Origin of the sequence: Cupriavidus mimosae, assembly GCF_023952485.1 — a bacterium.
In the GTDB taxonomy this organism is placed as follows: domain Bacteria; phylum Pseudomonadota; class Gammaproteobacteria; order Burkholderiales; family Burkholderiaceae; genus Cupriavidus; species Cupriavidus taiwanensis_C.
Window position 1 is genome coordinate 356,404 of the sequence record NZ_JALHRY010000001.1, and the last position, 16,565, is coordinate 372,968.

The 16,565-nt window shown below is 68.0% G+C and carries 15 protein-coding genes; 6 read left to right on the forward strand and 9 right to left on the reverse strand.

What is annotated here, in order from left to right; all coding sequences use genetic code 11:
- Positions 1–9: 9 nt before the first annotated feature.
- Genes hpnK through ispH form a run of 5 tightly spaced genes read right to left on the reverse strand, consistent with a single transcriptional unit; the run spans position 10 to position 5,725 of the window.
- Positions 10–825, reverse strand: a complete 816-nt coding sequence (hpnK, locus tag MKD50_RS01570) for a hopanoid biosynthesis-associated protein HpnK (protein ID WP_172582467.1) — start codon at positions 823–825, stop codon at positions 10–12.
- Positions 826–875: 50 nt separating this feature from the next.
- On the reverse strand, positions 876–2,300 hold the full coding sequence (gene hpnJ, locus MKD50_RS01575) for a hopanoid biosynthesis associated radical SAM protein HpnJ (RefSeq protein WP_252666170.1): 1,425 nt from the start codon (positions 2,298–2,300) through the stop codon (positions 876–878).
- The gene (gene hpnI, locus MKD50_RS01580; RefSeq protein ID WP_252666171.1) at positions 2,297–3,523 is read right to left on the reverse strand and encodes a bacteriohopanetetrol glucosamine biosynthesis glycosyltransferase HpnI; all 1,227 of its coding nucleotides are present in this window, start codon (positions 3,521–3,523) and stop codon (positions 2,297–2,299) included. Before hpnI ends, hpnJ begins: the two co-directional genes overlap by 4 nt.
- Positions 3,524–3,533: 10 nt before the next feature.
- Positions 3,534–4,706 carry an adenosyl-hopene transferase HpnH gene (hpnH, locus tag MKD50_RS01585; protein WP_240071116.1) on the reverse strand — a complete coding sequence of 391 codons (1,173 nt, stop codon included), beginning with the start codon at positions 4,704–4,706 and terminating at the stop codon, positions 3,534–3,536.
- Between the two features lie 20 nt (positions 4,707–4,726).
- A complete protein-coding gene (gene ispH / locus MKD50_RS01590; protein WP_115701978.1) occupies positions 4,727–5,725 on the reverse strand; it encodes a 4-hydroxy-3-methylbut-2-enyl diphosphate reductase in 999 nt (332 codons plus the stop codon).
- Between the two features lie 219 nt (positions 5,726–5,944).
- On the opposite strand from ispH, the gene hpnA reads away from it, so the two are divergent.
- Positions 5,945–6,952 carry a hopanoid-associated sugar epimerase gene (gene hpnA, locus MKD50_RS01595; RefSeq protein ID WP_252666172.1) on the forward strand — a complete coding sequence of 336 codons (1,008 nt, stop codon included), beginning with the start codon at positions 5,945–5,947 and terminating at the stop codon, positions 6,950–6,952.
- Between the two features lie 9 nt (positions 6,953–6,961).
- Here the strand turns inward: hpnA and MKD50_RS01600 are convergent, their stop codons facing one another.
- The 3 genes from MKD50_RS01600 to MKD50_RS01610 form a co-directional block, all read right to left on the reverse strand.
- The gene (locus MKD50_RS01600) at positions 6,962–8,122 is read right to left on the reverse strand and encodes a glycosyltransferase (protein ID WP_252666173.1); all 1,161 of its coding nucleotides are present in this window, start codon (positions 8,120–8,122) and stop codon (positions 6,962–6,964) included.
- Between the two features lie 76 nt (positions 8,123–8,198).
- Positions 8,199–9,578 carry an amino acid permease gene (locus tag MKD50_RS01605; protein ID WP_252666174.1) on the reverse strand — a complete coding sequence of 460 codons (1,380 nt, stop codon included), beginning with the start codon at positions 9,576–9,578 and terminating at the stop codon, positions 8,199–8,201.
- Between the two features lie 273 nt (positions 9,579–9,851).
- Positions 9,852–10,625 (reverse strand): IclR family transcriptional regulator, encoded by a 774-nt coding sequence (locus MKD50_RS01610; RefSeq protein ID WP_115701976.1) that lies wholly within the window; start codon positions 10,623–10,625, stop codon positions 9,852–9,854.
- Positions 10,626–10,721: 96 nt separating this feature from the next.
- Between MKD50_RS01610 and MKD50_RS01615 the strand changes: the two genes are divergently transcribed.
- The 5 genes from MKD50_RS01615 (at position 10,722) to MKD50_RS01635 (ending at position 15,350) form a co-directional block, all read left to right on the forward strand.
- Complete coding sequence (locus MKD50_RS01615; RefSeq protein WP_115701975.1) at positions 10,722–11,699, forward strand: Bug family tripartite tricarboxylate transporter substrate binding protein; 978 nt, start codon at positions 10,722–10,724, stop codon at positions 11,697–11,699.
- Positions 11,700–11,741: 42 nt separating this feature from the next.
- Positions 11,742–12,425: an RraA family protein gene (locus MKD50_RS01620; protein ID WP_115701974.1), complete on the forward strand. Its 684-nt coding sequence runs from the start codon at positions 11,742–11,744 to the stop codon at positions 12,423–12,425.
- Complete coding sequence (locus tag MKD50_RS01625; RefSeq protein WP_115701973.1) at positions 12,422–13,357, forward strand: hydroxyacid dehydrogenase; 936 nt, start codon at positions 12,422–12,424, stop codon at positions 13,355–13,357. The genes MKD50_RS01620 and MKD50_RS01625 overlap by 4 nt, the downstream gene beginning before the upstream one ends.
- A gap of 83 nt (positions 13,358–13,440) precedes the next feature.
- Complete coding sequence (locus tag MKD50_RS01630; protein ID WP_252666175.1) at positions 13,441–14,412, forward strand: Bug family tripartite tricarboxylate transporter substrate binding protein; 972 nt, start codon at positions 13,441–13,443, stop codon at positions 14,410–14,412.
- Between the two features lie 14 nt (positions 14,413–14,426).
- Positions 14,427–15,350, forward strand: a complete 924-nt coding sequence (locus MKD50_RS01635; protein ID WP_252666177.1) for an SMP-30/gluconolactonase/LRE family protein — start codon at positions 14,427–14,429, stop codon at positions 15,348–15,350.
- A gap of 96 nt (positions 15,351–15,446) precedes the next feature.
- Here MKD50_RS01635 and MKD50_RS01640 read toward each other — a convergent pair whose 3' ends face one another.
- A complete protein-coding gene (locus tag MKD50_RS01640) occupies positions 15,447–16,391 on the reverse strand; it encodes a DUF808 domain-containing protein (RefSeq protein ID WP_252666178.1) in 945 nt (314 codons plus the stop codon).
- Between the last annotated feature and the right edge of the window lie 174 nt (positions 16,392–16,565).

Here is a 16,565-nt window from a genome sequence, read left to right on the forward strand (position 1 = left end):
CGGCAATCGTCAGCGCAGCGTCCTGCCGCCGAGCACATCGGCAAAGCCGCCGTGCCGGTGGGCCGCGCGCTCCAGCGCCGCGCGCACGCGCGGCGACAGCAGCGCGGCGAGTTCGTCGGCATGGCGGTAGCCGTGCATCGACGGGGCGATGGCCGCGCCGGACACCACCGCCGGATGCAGGTAGATCTCGCCCACGCCCGCGGGCAGTTGCGCCAGCGCCTGCAGCAACGCGGCCTCGTCCATCTGGCCGCTGTGCGCGATGCCGACCACGTAGTCATTGTGCGCAATGCCGGCGCGGTCCAGCCGGCGGCGCAGCAACGCCAGCCACGGGCGCAGCAGCCAGGGCGCGCCCGCCTCGCGCGGGAGCCGCATCGCGCGCAGCCCGTAGTCGCGCCCGATCGACAGGATCAGCGACAGCACGGTCGGATGCAGGTGGAAATGCTTGTGCGTATTGACGTGATCCAGCGCCAGGCCGGTGGCGGCGAAGGCCTCGAACTGGGCGCGGATTTCCGCGGCGAGCTGGCGGCGCACCGCGGGCAGGAAGAAGAAGCGGCAACCGTCCAGCGCCATGGCCGAGCCGAAGCGGCCGTGCGCATCGACCAGCGCCGGGATGCGCGCGCGCGGCAGCGTGGCCGGGCCATCGGCCAGCACCACGTGCAGCCCGACGCGCAACGCCGGCAGCCGGCGCGCGCGCGCCACCGCATCCGCCACCGCGGGCGCGCCCACCATCAGGCTGGCGGCGTTGAGCACGCCGTCGCGGTGGGCCAGTTCCACCGCTTCGTTGACGGCCGGGTGCAGCCCGAAGTCGTCGGCGGTGACGATCAGCGCGCGGTGTGCCGCAGCGGGTGCCGCACCGGAAAGCGCCCGGCCCAGGATCAGGCCTCGTGCGAGCGCAGGAAGCGGAAAAACTCCACGCCTTCGCGCAGGCGCCGCTTCATCATGTCCCAGCTGCCGAGCATCTCGCGCACGATTTCCCAGATCTTGCCGGGACGGAAGTAGAAGCGCTTGTAGAAGGTCTCCACGCCGTGATAGATGTCCTCCTTCGACAGGTGCGGATAGCTGATCGCCGCCAGCTGCACGCCCTGGTCGTTGACCAGGTTGATGACCTTGTTCTCCTCGAGCCAGCCGTTCTCCACCGCCTGGCGGTACAGCGTGGTGCCGGGATAGGGCGCGGCCAGCGAGACCTGGATGGTGTGGGGGTTGATTTCCTTGGCGTATTCGATGGTCTTCTCGATGGTCTCGCGGGTTTCGCCCGGCAGGCCCAGGATGAAGGTGCCGTGGATCTGGATGCCGAGCTTGCGGCAGTCCTCTGTGAAGCGGCGCGCGATATCGGTGCGCAGCCCCTTCTTGATGTTCAGCAGGATCTGGTCGTCGCCGGACTCATAGCCCACCAGCAGCAGGCGCAGCCCGTTTTCCTTCATGATCTTGAGCGTGCTGTATGGCACGTTGGCCTTGGCGTTGCACGACCACGTCACGCCCAGCTGGCCCAGCCCGCGCGCGATCTCTTCCACGCGCGGCTTGAAGTCGGTGAAGGTGTCGTCGTCGAACATGATTTCCTTGACCTCGGGCATGTTCTCCTTGATCCATTTCACCTCGGCGATCACGCTTGCGGCCGAGCGCGTGCGGTAGCGGTGCCCGCCCACGGTCTGCGGCCACAGGCAGAAGGTGCAGCGCGAACGGCAGCCGCGGCCGGTGTAGATCGACACGTAAGGATGCTTCAGGTAGCCGATGAAGTAGTTCTCGATCTTGAGGTCGCGCTGGTAGACCGGCGCCACGAACGGCAGCGCGTCCATGTCCTCGATCATCGGCCGCTGGCCGTTGTGTTCGAGCGAGCCATCCGGCAGGCGATAGGACAGCCCGAGAATGTCCTTGAGCGGTTTGCCCGCGGCCACGTCCTGGCAGGTGTAGTCGAATTCCTCGCGGCAGACGAAGTCGATGGCGTCGCTCGCGCCCAGCGTGCCGCCGGGATCGACCGCGGGCTTGGCGCCGACCATGCCGATCATCACGCCGGGGCTGCGCCGCTTCAGTTCCTCGGCGAATCTGGCATCGGTGGGGAAGGACGGCGTGCTGGTGTGGATGATCACCAGTTCATAGTCCGCGGCAATCTCCAGCGTCTGCTGCACGGTCAGGCCGTCGGCCGGGGCATCGAGCACGCGGCTGCCGGGCACCAGCGCGGCCGGCTGCGCCAGCCAGGTCGGGTACCAGAACGACTTGATCTCGCGCTTGGCCTGGTAGCGCGACCCGGCGCCGCCATCGAAGCCGTCGAAGGACGGGGCCTGCAGAAAAAGGGTTTTTTTCATAACGGCCTCTTGGTATGGATGCCGGGGAAAGGTGGGGTGTCAGGTGAGGACTTCGTGGCGGCGCCGGCCCTCTCCCCCAGCCCCTCTCCCGCTTGCGGGAGAGGGGCGGGGGAGAGGGCAGGCGCTTGACCGGAGCGCTGCCTGTCGTGGACCGACAGCACCTGCTCCCGCCACCACACCCGCTTGCCAGCCAACGCCAGCGCCCAGCACGCCAGCAACAAGCCATCGCGCAACGGCGCCCGCACTGCCGCCGCGGCGCTGCCCGCCAGCACACTGCGCGCCATCATGCCGACGGCTGCCGCAGCCATCACTGGCGGCAGCGGCGCCAGCCACATCCCCAGCGCCAGCATCGGCCAGGTGAAGGTGACGAAGCTGAACGCATAACCCGCGGGGTTCAGCGAGGCGATGGTCCGCAGCCAGCGCAGCTCATGCCGCCACAGCAGGGTGAAGCGGTCTTCGGTGATATCGGTCGTCACCTCCACGTCCGACAGCACCGTGCGCAAGCCAAGCTGCCGCGTCAGCTCGCCCAGCCAGAAATCATCCGCCAGCCGGTCGCGCACCGCCTCGAAACCGCCGATGGCAGCCAGCGCGTCGCGACGAAGCGCGATGGTCGCGCCAAAGGCAAAGCGGCGCGAGCCGCCCGCGTGGGCGATGCGCACCGCCGGCACGAACCAGTCGTCGATGAACTGCGCGCCCAGGCGCGACCAGAAGCCGCCGATGGCATGGCCACGGTACAGGCAGGTGACCACGCCGACGCCGGCATCCGCCAGCGGCGCCGTCACGCGGGCCAGGTAGTCGGGCGCCACCGCGACGTCGCTGTCGGCGATGACCAGCGCATCGTGCCGGGCCGCGCCGGACAGGTTGATCAGGTTGCTGGCCTTGAGGTTGCTGCCATGCACCCGCGGGTCGATCACCAGGGCGATGTCGCAGGTCGGGAAGTCGTGCCGCAGCCGCTCCACCACGGCGATGGCGGGATCGTCCGCGGCGCGCACGCCGAACACCAGCTGGAAGCACGGATGCCGCTGCCGGCAGAAGGTCGCCAGGTTGGCGTAGAGACGGGGTTCGGCGCCGCACAGCGGCTTGAGCACGCTGACCGGTGTGGCGGCCATGGCGCCGCGTGGCGCAGGCTTGCGTCGCGACAGCCAGGCCGCGGCCAGTGCATAGCCAGCCGCCACGCAAACCAGCGCTGCGCCGGGCAGGAAGCTGGCAAGTCCGGCGGCCATGGCAATGGCTTCAGTGCGTGGCGGCGCTGGCAGGCGCCTCGGCCGGCCGCGGCTGCTTGGCGGGCGGCCGGTTGCGCTGGATTTCCTCGAGCTTGATCTCGACGTGGCGCGAGAACACGTATTCGGCCGGCCGCTGCCGGTCCAGCGCAATGTCCGGCGCCATCGGGCCGCTGGTGCGCACGCCGCGCAGGCTGACGCCGAGCGCCTTGAGCGGATGGGCAAAGGTGTCGGCCACGGCAGTGGCTTCGTAGCCGCTGTGCACCATGCAGTCGGCGCATTTCTCGTAGTTGCCGGTGCCGTAGGCGTCCCAGTCGGTCTCGTCCATCAGTTCGCGGAAGGTCGCGGCATAGCCTTCGCCGACCAGGTAGCACGGCCGCTGCCAGCCGAATACCGTGCGCGCCGGGTTGCCCCACGGGGTGCAGTGGTAGGTCTGGTTGCCGGCGAGGAAGTCGAGAAACAGCGTCGACTGGCTGAACGCCCAGTTCTTGCCCGCGCGGCCGCGGCCGAGGATGTCGCGGAACAGCTGGCGGGTCTTGCCGCGGTTCAGGAAATGCTGCTGGTCCGGCGCGCGCTCATAGGCATAGCCCGGCGACACGGTGATGCCATCGACGCCCAGCGCCTTGACCGAGTCGAAGAACCTGGCCACGCGCTCGGGCTGCGCGTCATTGAACAGCGTGCAATTGATATTGACGCGGAAGCCGCGCGCCTTGGCCGCGCGGATCGCCTCGACGCAGCGGTCGTAAACGCCCTCCTGGCACACCGAGCGGTCATGCATCTCGCGGTCGCCGTCCAGGTGCACCGACCAGATGAAATACGGGCTGGGCTGGTACTGGTCCAGCTTCTTTTCCATCAGCAGCGCATTGGTGCACAGGTAGACGAACTTGCGCCGCCGGATGATGCCTTGCACGATCTGCGGCATGTCCTTGTGCAGCAGAGGCTCGCCGCCGGCAATCGACACCACCGGGGCGCCGCACTCGTCCACCGCCTCCAGGCATTGCTGCACCGACAGGCGCTGGTTCAGGATGGGATCCGGGTAGTCGATCTTGCCGCAGCCGGAGCACGCCAGGTTGCAGCGGAACAGCGGTTCGAGCATCAGCGCGAGCGGATAGCGTTTCTGCCGCGACAGGTGCTTGCCGACGATATAGGCGCCCACGCGGGCAACCTGCAGGAGCGGAATGGCCACGACAGCTTCCTCTGGTTGGTTCAGCCTGCAATGTTCTCGTTGGCGGCGGCCGGCGCGGCGTCCGTGCCAGTCTCGGCCGATGCCGCCGGCGGCTTCACGTCGGCCAGTTCGGCCGGCAGCCGGAATTCGGCATGCTCTTCGCGCCCGGCCATGGTGCTGACCTCGACTGGCCCCAGCCGGCGCAGCGCCGCGATCACGTCTTCGACCATGGCCTCGGGGGCCGAGGCGCCCGCGGTGATGCCGACCACGTTGGCGTCGCGCACCCAGGCCGGGTCGAGCTCGCTGCCCTCGGCGAGCAGGTAGCTGGGCACGCCGCTCTCGGTGCCGATCTCGCGCAGGCGGTTGGAGTTGGAACTGTTGGTCGCGCCGATCACCAGGATCACGTCGGCCAGCTTGCACAGGTCGCGCACCGCGCTCTGGCGGTTCTGCGTGGCGTAGCAGATGTCGCGCGTGTCCGGCCCGACCAGGTTGCTGAAGCGCCGTCCGAGCGCGGCGATGATATTGCGGGTGTCGTCCACGCTCAGCGTGGTCTGGGTGACGTAGGCGACCGGGGTGTCGTCGGGCAGGTCGAGCTTGCCGACATCGGCCTCGTTCTGCACCAGGATTACCTTGCCGGGGATCTGTCCCATGGTGCCTTCGACCTCGGGGTGGCCGGCATGGCCGATCAGGATCACCGTGCGGCCGCTGGCGGCGTACTGCCGGCCCTGGGTGTGGACCTTGATCACCAGCGGACAGGTGGCGTCAATGGCATGCAGCTGGCGCTGGCTGGCATCGGCGACGACCTCGCGCGAGACCCCGTGCGCGCTGAAGATGGTCACCGCACCGGCCGGCACTTCGTCCAGTTCTTCGACGAAACGCGCGCCCTTGTCCTTCAGTCCTTGTACGACGTGCTTGTTATGCACGATCTCATGCCGCACGAACACCGGCGCCCCGTGCTTGACGAGGGCGCGGTCGACGATCTCGATCGCGCGCACCACGCCGGCACAGAAGCCCCGGGGCTGAGCAAGAATCACCTGCATGGAGAAGGCCCCCGACCCTTTTGCTACGGGTTTCAGTGTTTGGGATCGCGCAACGGAAAACGATGCCCGGTATCGAGCCCGACCCACCGGAGATCCGCCGCGGATCACATTTTCCTCGCACGGTGGTTACTATATACCCGACACGCCGGCTTTGTCTGGCGCCGCCATGATCGGCGCGGGGCCGGCCGCGGCGACGCCGCCTTGCGAGGAAACGGGCTGATGAGCAGAAACGATGACGTGCTGGTGACCGGTGCCGCGGGTTTCCTGGGTTCGGCGGTGGCGCGCCAGGCGCTGGCGCGCGGCTGGCGCGTGCGCGTGCTGGTGCGCCCGCAGAGCCCCCGCACCAATCTTGCCGGGCTGCCGCTGACCGTGGTCCAGGGCGACATGCGCGATGCCGCCGCGGTGGCCGCGGCGCTGCAGGGCGTGCGCTATTTGTTCCACGTCGCCGCCGACTACCGGCTGTGGGCGCGCGATCCGGAAGACATCGTGCGCACCAATGTCGATGGCACGCTGGCGGTGATGGAGGCCGCGCAGCGGGCCGGCGTCGAGCGCGTGGTCTATACCAGCAGCGTGGCCACGCTGCGTGTCGCCGGCGCGCAGGCACCGGTGGACGAGACCGCGGCGTTGCGCCCCCATGAAGCCATTGGCGCCTACAAGCGCAGCAAGGTCCTGGCCGAGCGCGTGGTCGAGCAACGTATCGCCGAACACGGCTTGCCCGCGGTCATCGTCAACCCGTCCACCCCCATCGGCCCGCGCGACGTGCGGCCCACGCCGACCGGCCGCATCATCGTCGAGGCCGCTACCGGCAAGATCCCGGCCTTTGTCGATACCGGGCTGAACCTGGCCCACGTCGACGACGTGGCCAACGGGCATCTGCTGGCGCTGGAGCGCGGCCGCACCGGCGAGCGCTACATCCTGGGCGGGCAGGACGTGATGCTGCAGCAGATGCTGCGTGATATCGCCCAGCTGTGCGGCCGGCGCCCCCCGACCCTGCAGCTGCCGCGCTGGCCGCTGTATCCGCTGGCCTACGGCGCGGAAGCGGCGGCGCGGCTGACCGGCAAGGAGCCGTTCCTGACTGTCGATGGACTCAATATGTCCCGCTACCGGATGTTCTTTACCTCGGACAAGGCGCGCAAGGAACTGGGGTATCAGCCGCGCCCGTACCAGGAGGGGCTGCGCGACGCGCTGGCGTGGTTCCGTGCGCACGGATACCTGGGCCATCCCTGAGCCGCCGGCTCAGGGGCGCAACGGGGCCTGGCTGCGGCCCTTCCACTGCCCGCCGCGCCGCAGCCGGTAGCGGCGCGCCGAGTCGAGCGTCGCGCCCAGGTAGAACAGCGCCGTCACCGGCAGCAGCGGCGCCAGCCACCACGGCTGGCGGTACTCGCGCAGCATCGGCAGGTAGGCCAGCGTCATCGCCCCCCAGGCCAGCCATGCCGGCCATACCCGCCAGCCCAGCGCCAGCACCGGCGGCACCAAATAGGTCAGCACCATGCCGGCGAGCGCGCCCGCCAGCCACAGCGGCGAGTGGCGCAGCTGCGTGTAGGCGCTGCGCGCGATCATGTCCCACAGGCTGCGCCAGTCGTCATAGGGGCGCAGCGACACGCTGTCGTCGGCCAGGTCCAGCCGGATGGCGCCGCCGGGCTTGATGCGCGCGGCCAGGCTGCAGTCGTCGATCAGCTCGCCGCGGATCGCGGCAAAGCCGCCGATGCGCGCCAGCGCCGCACGGCGCGCCAGCATGCAGCCGCCGGCCGCGGCGGCAACGCGGCTGCGCGGATCGCGCACGCGGGCAAAGGGGTAGAGCTTGGCGAAGAAAAAGACAAAGGCCGGTACCACCAGCCGTTCCCATGCCGAGACGCAGCGCAGCCGCACCATCAGCGAGACCAGGTCGCGCCGCTCCGCTTCGGCGCGCGCCACCAGGCCGGCCAGCACGCCCGGGCCGTGGCGGATGTCGGCATCGGTCAGCCAGACATAGCGCGCCCGCGGCGCGATGCGGTCCGCGGCGGCCAGGCCTTCGGACTGTGCCCAGACCTTGCCGCTCCAGCCGGCCGGCAGTTCGCGCGCGCCGATGACGGTGAGCGAGTGGGGCCGCGCGGTGGTGGCCGCGGCGGCGCGGGCAATATCGGCAGTGCCGTCCGCGCTGTGGTCGTCCACCACCACCAGCGCCAGCGGGCCCGGGTAGCGCTGGCCCAGCACTGCCGCCACCGCGCTGCCGATGACCCCGGCCTCGTCGCGCGCGGGGATGATGGCGACCACTTCCGGCCAGTGCGCCGGCGCCGGCGCGGCCGGTGGCCTGCGCACGCGCCAGAAGCCGGCGCGCCCGAACAGCAGCACGCCCCAGATCGTGAGCGACAGCAGCGACAGCGCCATGGCGGCGCCGGGCACGGTGGTCTCGGTCATGCGGCCCCCTGCGGTGGCATGGTTCGGGGGCCATTTTAGGCGATGGCCAGCCGGCGGGCGCGGGCCCGCCGGTGGCTCAGGCGCGGTAGCTCACCGGCCCGCGCGAGCGCATGTCGAGCGCGTAGTAGCAGATCGTCAGCAGCACCAGCCAGCCCGGCCCCACGTACAGCGCCACGCGCGTATCGGGGAAGTAGGCCATCAGCGCCACCACCAGCGCCAGGAAGGCCAGCGCGATATACGAGCCATACGGCCAGAACGGCATGCGGAACGCCAGCGCCTGGCGCGCCGCGGGCGCGAGCGAGCGCCGGAACTGGATCTGGGTGACCAGGATGATGGCCCAGGTCCAGACCGCGCCGAAGGTGGAGATCGCGGTCACCCAGACGAAGACCTTCTCCGGCACCAGGTAGTTGAGCAGCACGCCGGCCAGCAGCGCGGCGATCGACACCAGCAGCGCGCGGCGCGGCACGCCGTTGCGGTCCACCTTGGCGAAGGCCGCCGGCGCCTGGCCCTGCAGCGACAGGTTGTACAGCATGCGCCCGGTGCTGAAGATGCCGCCGTTGCACGACGACAGCGCCGCGGTCAGCACCACGAAGTTGATGATGCCGGCGGCGGTCTTGATGCCCAGGCGCTCGAAGGTCAGCACGAACGGGCTGCCCTGCGCGCCGATCTCTTTCCACGGGTACAGCGCCAGGATCACGAACAGCGCGCCGACGTAGAAGATCAGGATGCGCCAGAACACCGAGTTGATCGCGTCCGGAATCGACTTCTTGGGGTTGCGCGCCTCGCCGGCGGTCAGGCCGATCATCTCGACGCCCAGGTACGCGAACATCACCATCTGCAGCGACATCAGCACGCCCGAGGCGCCGTTCGGCATGAAGCCGCCGTGCGCCCACAGGTTGGAGATGCCCGTGGCGACGCCGCCGTTGCCGAAGCCAAACACGATCATCGCGCCGCCGCCGATCAGCATCAGCACGATGGTGACGATCTTGATCATGGCGAACCAGAACTCGAACTCGCCATAGGCCTTGACCGCCATCAGGTTGACCGAGCCCATCGCGGCCAGCGCCGCCAGCGCCCAGATCCAGCGCGGCACGTCGGGGAACCACATGCCCATGTAGATGGCCACGGCGGTGATCTCGGCCACGCAGGTCACCAGCCACAGGAACCAGTAGTTCCAGCCGGTCAGGTAGCCCGCCAGCGGGCCCATGTGGTCCTGCGCGTAGCGGCAGAACGAGCCGGCCACCGGGTTGTGCACGGCCATCTCGCCCAGCGCGCGCATGATCAGGAAGATCATCGCGCCGCCGATCAGGTAGGCCAGCATGATTGCCGGGCCCGCCATCTTGATGGCATTGCCGGCGCCCAGGAACAGGCCCACGCCGATGGCCGATCCCAGCGCCATCAGCCGGATATGGCGTTCGCCCAGGCCGCGTTGCAGATGTTCTGCGCTTGCACTCATTGTTCGTTGTCTCCGTGTGATCTGAATGGCCGCGCCAGCCCTTGTGGGGCTGGCGGGGGCAGAGAACTTTTGCGTTTGCGGCGCACGCAAACGGAAAAGAGCGGGCAGGTTAATCAGATAACGGGGATATTTGTTGCTGAATTCGTGCCGAAATGCAGGAAAAGTTGCTGGCGCCGCGGGATGTCGGCGGCCGCGCGCAAGGACATGGCACGGGCCGGGGAGGGCGCGCAGGGAGCCGGCACGGTGGCCGGCCGGGAATGCAGGACGGGCCGGTCAGGGATGCCAGGTTGCCGGCTGCCTGTCGCCTGGCAGCGCGGGCCGCTGACTGCCCGCCATCGCATATGAAAGCTTGTTCGCGGCGTCGACCACGGTCTGCGCCAGTTCCAGCAGCCGCGCTTCGCCAAGCCGGGAAGTCGGCCCGGAAATGCACATCGAGCCCAGCAGGCGCCAGTGCAATCCGAACACCGGTGCGGACACGCTGGAGACTTCGGGCTCGCGCTCGCCAAGCGACAGGTGGAAGCCACGGCGGCGGATCATCTCGTAAAGCTCCCCCGGCTCGCCGGAAAACGCCAGGATGACCCGCCCGGGCGAGCCGCTGTCCAGCGGCAGCGCCGCGCCGATCCTGACGTGATGGCGGATGGCCTGCGGGCCTTCGACACGGACCAGGCAGGTTCGCTGCTGACCCTCGCGCACGTAGAACGAAGCGCTTTCACCAGTCTTGATGGTCAATTCGCGCAGCACCGGCTCGACCACTTCCTGCACGTTGAAAGTGGCCTGGTAGCACGCGCCCAGCCAGCCGGCCGCGCGGCCAAGGCGCCAGTTGCCGTCTTCCTTCTGCACCAGGTAGTTGTCCGCCGCCAGCGTGCGCGCCAGGCGCAGCACCGTGGTCTTGTGGATGCCGGTGCGCCGGCTCAGCTCAGCCAGCGACAGCTGCGGATCGTTGACGCCGAAGGCTTCCAGCACGCGCAGCGCGCGCGTCACGGCGATCACGGCGCCGGAGCCCTCCTCAGCGGCTGACGCGTTGAGGGAATCACTTTTAGGGTTCATGGCACGAAATGCGGTGCACAGTGTGAAACGGCATTGTATGCCGTGAAACGATGCACCACAATCCGAATCACAACGAAACGAGATTCGGAGACATCCATGCAGTCCACATCCCGCCGCGTCCTCCTGGCCCTTGCCGGCTTGCTGATGGCATCCGCCAGCGTCCATGCCGCGTCGCCATATCCCGCCAAGCCCATCCGCGTGATCGTGCCGTTCCCGGCCGGCGGCGGCACCGACATCATCGCGCGCGAGGTGACCAATACCGTGGCGAAGTCCACCGGCTGGGTCTTTGTCGTGGAAAACAAGCCAGGTTCCGGCGGCAACCTCGGCGTCGACGCGACGGCCAAGGCGCCGGCCGATGGCTACACCATCGCCATGGGGCAGACCAGCAACCTGGCCATCAATGCCTCGTTGTACGAGCGGCTGCCGTATGACCCGTTGAAGGACCTGGCGCCGATCAGCCTGGTTGCCTCCGCGCCGCTGGTGCTGGTGACGCACGTCAACTCGCCGTACAAGACCATGAAGGACGTGATCCAGGCCGCCAGGGCCAAGCCGGCATCGTTGAACTTCGCTTCGCCCGGCAATGGCACCGTTGCCCACCTTGGCGGCGAGCAGCTGCAAAGCACCGCGAAAGTCAAATTCACCCATGTGCCGTACAAGGGTGCGGCACAGGCGGTCAATGACCTGATGGGCGGACAGGTGGACCTGTACATGGCATCCGTGCCGACCCTGCTCGGCCATATCAAGAACAACAAGCTGCGGCCGCTGGCGGTGACGTCAGCGAAGCGCGTGGCGGACCTGCCCCAGGTTCCGACCGTGGCCGAGTCCGGCTATCCCGGCTTCGAGACGGCGACCTGGTTCGGCTTCGTCGCGCCGGCCGCGACGCCGAAGGACATCGTCGTGCGGCTCAATGCAGAGTTCAACAAGGCGCTGCAGTCCCCGGCGCTCGCCAGGAAGCTCAACGAGCAAGGCGCGTCAGTGCTGGTGGGCACGCCCGAAGCCTTCACCACGCTGATCAGGCAGGACATCGGACGCTGGGCCGCGGTCATCAAGGCCTCCGGCACCAAGCTGGACTGATCGGCTTCGACCCCTATCCCACTCATCTTGCTGGAGTTTTCCATGACCTTGCCCAACATCATCAAATCGTTCGAGCGTGTGCCCGCCGCCATCATCGAGCGTGCCGCCCGCTTCCAGCCGGCGATCCTGTCGGATGTCGGCGGACGCCGCGGCGCCCTGCACGGCCGCATCCGCGCCCTGCGCCCGACCATGAAAGTCGCCGGTCCCGCCTTCACCGTGGAGGTCCGTCCCGGCGACAACCTGATGATCCACGCCGCACTGGCGCTGGCGCAGCCCGGCGATGTGCTGGTGGTGGACGGCAAGGGCGACCAGACCTCCGCGCTGATGGGAACGATCATGATGCATGCCGCGCGCCAGCGCGGGCTGGCCGGGGTCGTGATCGACGGCGCCGTGCGCGACAGCCTGGAACTGGAGGACATGCAGTTCCCGGTCTTTTCTGTGGGCACCAATCCCAACGGCCCGACCAAGGAAGTCGGCGGACGCATCGGCCACCCGATTTCCGTCGGCGGCGTCACGGTGAATCCGGGCGACTATATCTGCGGCGATGCCGACGGCCTGGTGGTGGTCGAGCGCGGCAAGATCGAAGCGCTGCTCGATGCCGCGGCCAGGAAGGAAGAGGCCGAAGCCATGCGCATCGCACAGATCAAGGAGGGCAATACCACCGCGCCCTGGCTGCTGGCATCGCTGGTGACGGCCGGCGTCCTGAAGCAGGGAGAAGCCCTGTGACCGGCAAGGACGTCATTATCGTCACGGGTGCGGACCTGGCACCGGAAGCGCTCGCGCTGCTTGGTGACTACCAGATCGTGTTCGCGGGCAAGAAGCCGCAGACCGACGAGCTGGTCGCGCTGGCGCGGCAGCACAACCCGGTCGGCATCATCGTGCGCTATGGCAACGTGACGGCCGAAGTCATGGATGCGGCGCCGGCCCTGAAGGTGATCTCGAAGCACGGCAGCGGCATCGACGTGATCGACCAGAAGGCCGCGGCCGCGCGCGGCATCGCGGTGAAGGCCGCGGTGGGCGCCAACGCCGCCGCCGTGGCCGAACATGCCTGGGCGCTGATCCTCGCCTGTGCCAAGGCGGTGCCGCAACTGAACGAGCGCATGCGCGCGGGCCACTGGGACAAGTCGACCCACAAGACCATCGAACTCAATGGCCGCACCCTGGGCATCGTCGGCCTGGGGGAGATCGGTCGCCGCGTCGCGGTGACCGGCCTGGCCATGGGCATGCGCGTGATCGCCTTTGATCCTTATGCGAAGGCAGCGCCCGCAGGGGTCACGTTGGTCAGCGAACTGCCGCAGCTCTACCAGGCATCGGACGTGGTGTCGCTGCACTGCCCGCTGACCGACGAAAACCGCGGCATGCTCAACCACGAGACGCTGGCCTTGTTCAAGGACGGCGCCATCCTGGTCAACACGGCGCGCGGCGGACTGATCGATGAGTCGGCGCTGGCCGAGGCGCTCAACGGCAAGCTCTACGCGGCGGGCCTGGACAGCTTCGCTGTCGAGCCGATGACCGTGCCGCATCCGTTCCAGCAAATTCCGAACGTCATCCTGTCGCCGCATATCGGAGGCGTGAGCGATGCGGCTTACGTGAACATGGGTGTGGGTGCTGCGAAGAATGTGCTTGCGGTGCTGCAAGACACTGCCACTCCGGCTTAAGCGAAGCTTTACTGGTCAAAAAATGCAGGCATCGCGGCCGGCTGACAGCAAGCCGGACCGGCCGCGGCTGCCAGGAGACAATGATGGTTCATCGCACCTTTGGTCTTTTTGCTGTCGTCGCGGCGATGGCCGCTGCCAGCGCGTCGCCGGTGTTTGCAGCCTATCCGGACAAGCCCGTGCGCATTGTGGTGCCGAATCCGCCGGGCGGCGCCGTCGACGTGGTGACCCGCAAGATGGCGCAGAAGCTTACCGAGCAGACCGGCCAGAGTTTCGTGGTCGAGAACAAGCCGGGCGCTTCCGGCACCATCGGCACCACGCTGGTCGTCAAGGCGCCGGCCGATGGCTATACGCTGCTGGCCAATGACAACTCTTACACCACGCTGCCCTATGTGTTCAGGAAGCTTAACTGGGACCACCAGACCGCGCTCGTGCCGATCGCACCGTTCGCGTTCTCGCCGGTGGTGGTTGGGGTCAAGGCAGATTCGCGCTTCAAGGACCTGGCTTCCCTGATCAGTTACGCCAGGGCGCATCCGGGTGAAGTGACATACGGTACCGGCGGCCCGGGCAGCTCGCCGCATTTTTCCGCCGAGGCCTTCCAGCAGGCCGCCGGGATCAAGCTGATGCACGTGCCCTACAAGGGCGCCGGCGAAGCCATGGTGGGCCTGCTGGGCGGCAGCGTCGATCTGCTGGTGGTGTCGACGCCGACCGCGCTGGCACAGGTCAAGGGCAACCAGATGCGGCTGCTTGGCATCAGCGGCAAAAGCCGGCTCGAGGTGTTCCCCAATGTGCCGACCTTCGCCGAAGCCGGACTGCCGACGTTCAACCTGTTCAACTGGTCGGGCCTGGCGGCGCCGAAGGGAACGCCGGCCGAGGTGATCGCCCATCTGCAGGTCGAAATCCAGAAAGCGCTGCGGTCGCCTGACATGAAGCAATTCCTGGCACAAATGGGTTCGCAGCCGGGCAGCCTGGACAGCAGCGAGTTTGCACAGCTGATCCAGCGTGAAACCGCGCAATGGGCGGCCGTGGCACAAAAGGCCAATATCGAAAAGCAGTAACACCGGGGACCACGATGATGCTGCTTCGGCAACCCACCGTCCGCGACGCCACGGTGCTTACCCGCCTGCCGGAATCGTTTCGGCGCCAGGACCGGGACAACGCGTGGTCGCTGGCCAATCGCGGCGGCGCGGTAACCGAGTCATTCCTCGAAGGCCCCGTCTGGGCGGAGGGCCACCTGTGGGTAACCGATATTCCCTATGGCCGCGTGTTCCGCGTATCGCTGCAGGGCAACTGGGAACTGGTGGCCGAGTACGACGGCGAGCCGAACGGCATGAAGCGCCTGGCCGGCGGCGACTTCCTGCTGACCGATTACCGCAACGGGCTGATGCGGCTGAATCCGAAGACCGGGACGGTGACGCCGTTCCTGGAACGCCGAAATTCGGAACGCTTCCGCGGTGTCAATGACCTGACCTTCGATTCGGCGGGCAACCTGTACTTCACGGACCAGGGCCAGACCGGCATGCATAATCCCACTGGCCGCGTCTACCGCCTGTCGCCCGCGGGCAAGCTCGATGTGCTGCTGAACAATGCGCCAAGCCCGAATGGCCTGGTGCTGTCGCCCGACGAGAAGGTGCTGTATGTCGCCATGACACGCGGCAACTGCGTGTGGCGCGTGCCGCTGCAGGCCGACGGCTCCGTCAGCAAGGTGGGCCAGTTCTTCACGTCATACGGGCCAAGCGGTCCGGACGGGCTGGCCATGCGTGCCGACGGGTTCCTGCTGGTTGCCAATCCGGGGCTCGGCTATGTCTGGGTGCTGAACCATCGCGCCGAGCCGGTCGAAGTCATTCGCACGCCGGTGGGCGCGTCGTTGACCAACCTGTGCTTCGGCGGCGCTGACGGCAAGACGCTGCTGATGACGGAATCCACCACGGGGACGATTCTGAGTGCGGAGGTGCCCGAAGGCGGTGCGCCGGTGCATGGCGGGGTTGTGGCCTGACGATTTGTCCTCGGCGCGCTTGCGAGGGGCGCTGCCGGCCCCGAGGCTCAGGGCTCAGGGCTCAGGCACCGGATTGCTGGCGCCCGACCGCCGCACTTAGCGCGCCGAAGGCCGCAACGCCCGCATGCCGGCCTTCACCACGCTCACCGCTGCGAGCACCAGCCCGCCGGCGACGATGCCGGCAATGCCGTCCAGCAACACCGGCGCCAGCACCGCCAGCACACCGCCGATTGCCGGCACTCCTGCCGCCGCCAGCGCCGCGGCTTCGGTCACGTGGTGCATCGCCGGAATGCCGTGCATCAGGATGCCGCCGCCGACCAGGAACATCGCCGCCGTTCCGGCAAACGACAAGGCCTTCATCAGCCACGGTGCCAGCCGGAGCAAACCTTGCCCCAGCCAGCGCAGTCCCGCCGATGCCTGCTTGCTCAGGTACAGGCCCGCGTCATCGAGCTTTACGATGCCCGCCACCAGGCCATAGACGCCGATGGTCATGATGACCGCGATCGCGCACAGGACGGCGAGCCGCTGGCCGAAGGGCGCGTTGGCGACGGTGCCCAGCGAGATCACGATGATTTCAGCCGAGAGTATGAAGTCGGTGCGGACCGCGCCCTTGATCTTCTCTTTCTCGAACGCCACCATGTCGACGGCGGGGTCCGAGACGGCCTGGACTTCACGTGCGTGATTTGCGGCGTCCTCGGCCTTGCTATGCAGGAACCGGTGTGCCAGTTTTTCAAAGCCTTCGTAGCAAAGAAACGCGCCGCCCACCATCAGCAACGGCACCACGGCCCAGGGGGCCCAGGCGCTGATGGCCAGCGCCGCCGGCACCAGGATCACCTTGTTGCGGATCGATCCCAGCGCAACCGCCCATACCACCGGCAGTTCACGCTCCGCCCTGACGCCGCTGACCTGCTGCGCGTTCAACGCCAGGTCATCGCCCAGCACGCCCGCAGTCTTCTTGGCCGCCATTTTGCTCATGACCGCGACATCGTCCAGGATGGTGGCGATGTCGTCGATCAATACCAGCAAGCTCGAACCTGCCATGTCAGGGCCTCCGCGCGCGGCAAAGCTGCCGCTGATGCAGCCAGTTTGTCATTCGGTGATGCTCCTCGATGTGGTGGGTCGTGCAAGCAGGTTTCGTACCGGCCGCCGGTTGAGCGGCTTGCCACCTGGCGTCGGCGATGGTGGCCATGACGCATGGGGCGGGCCGTCGGTACC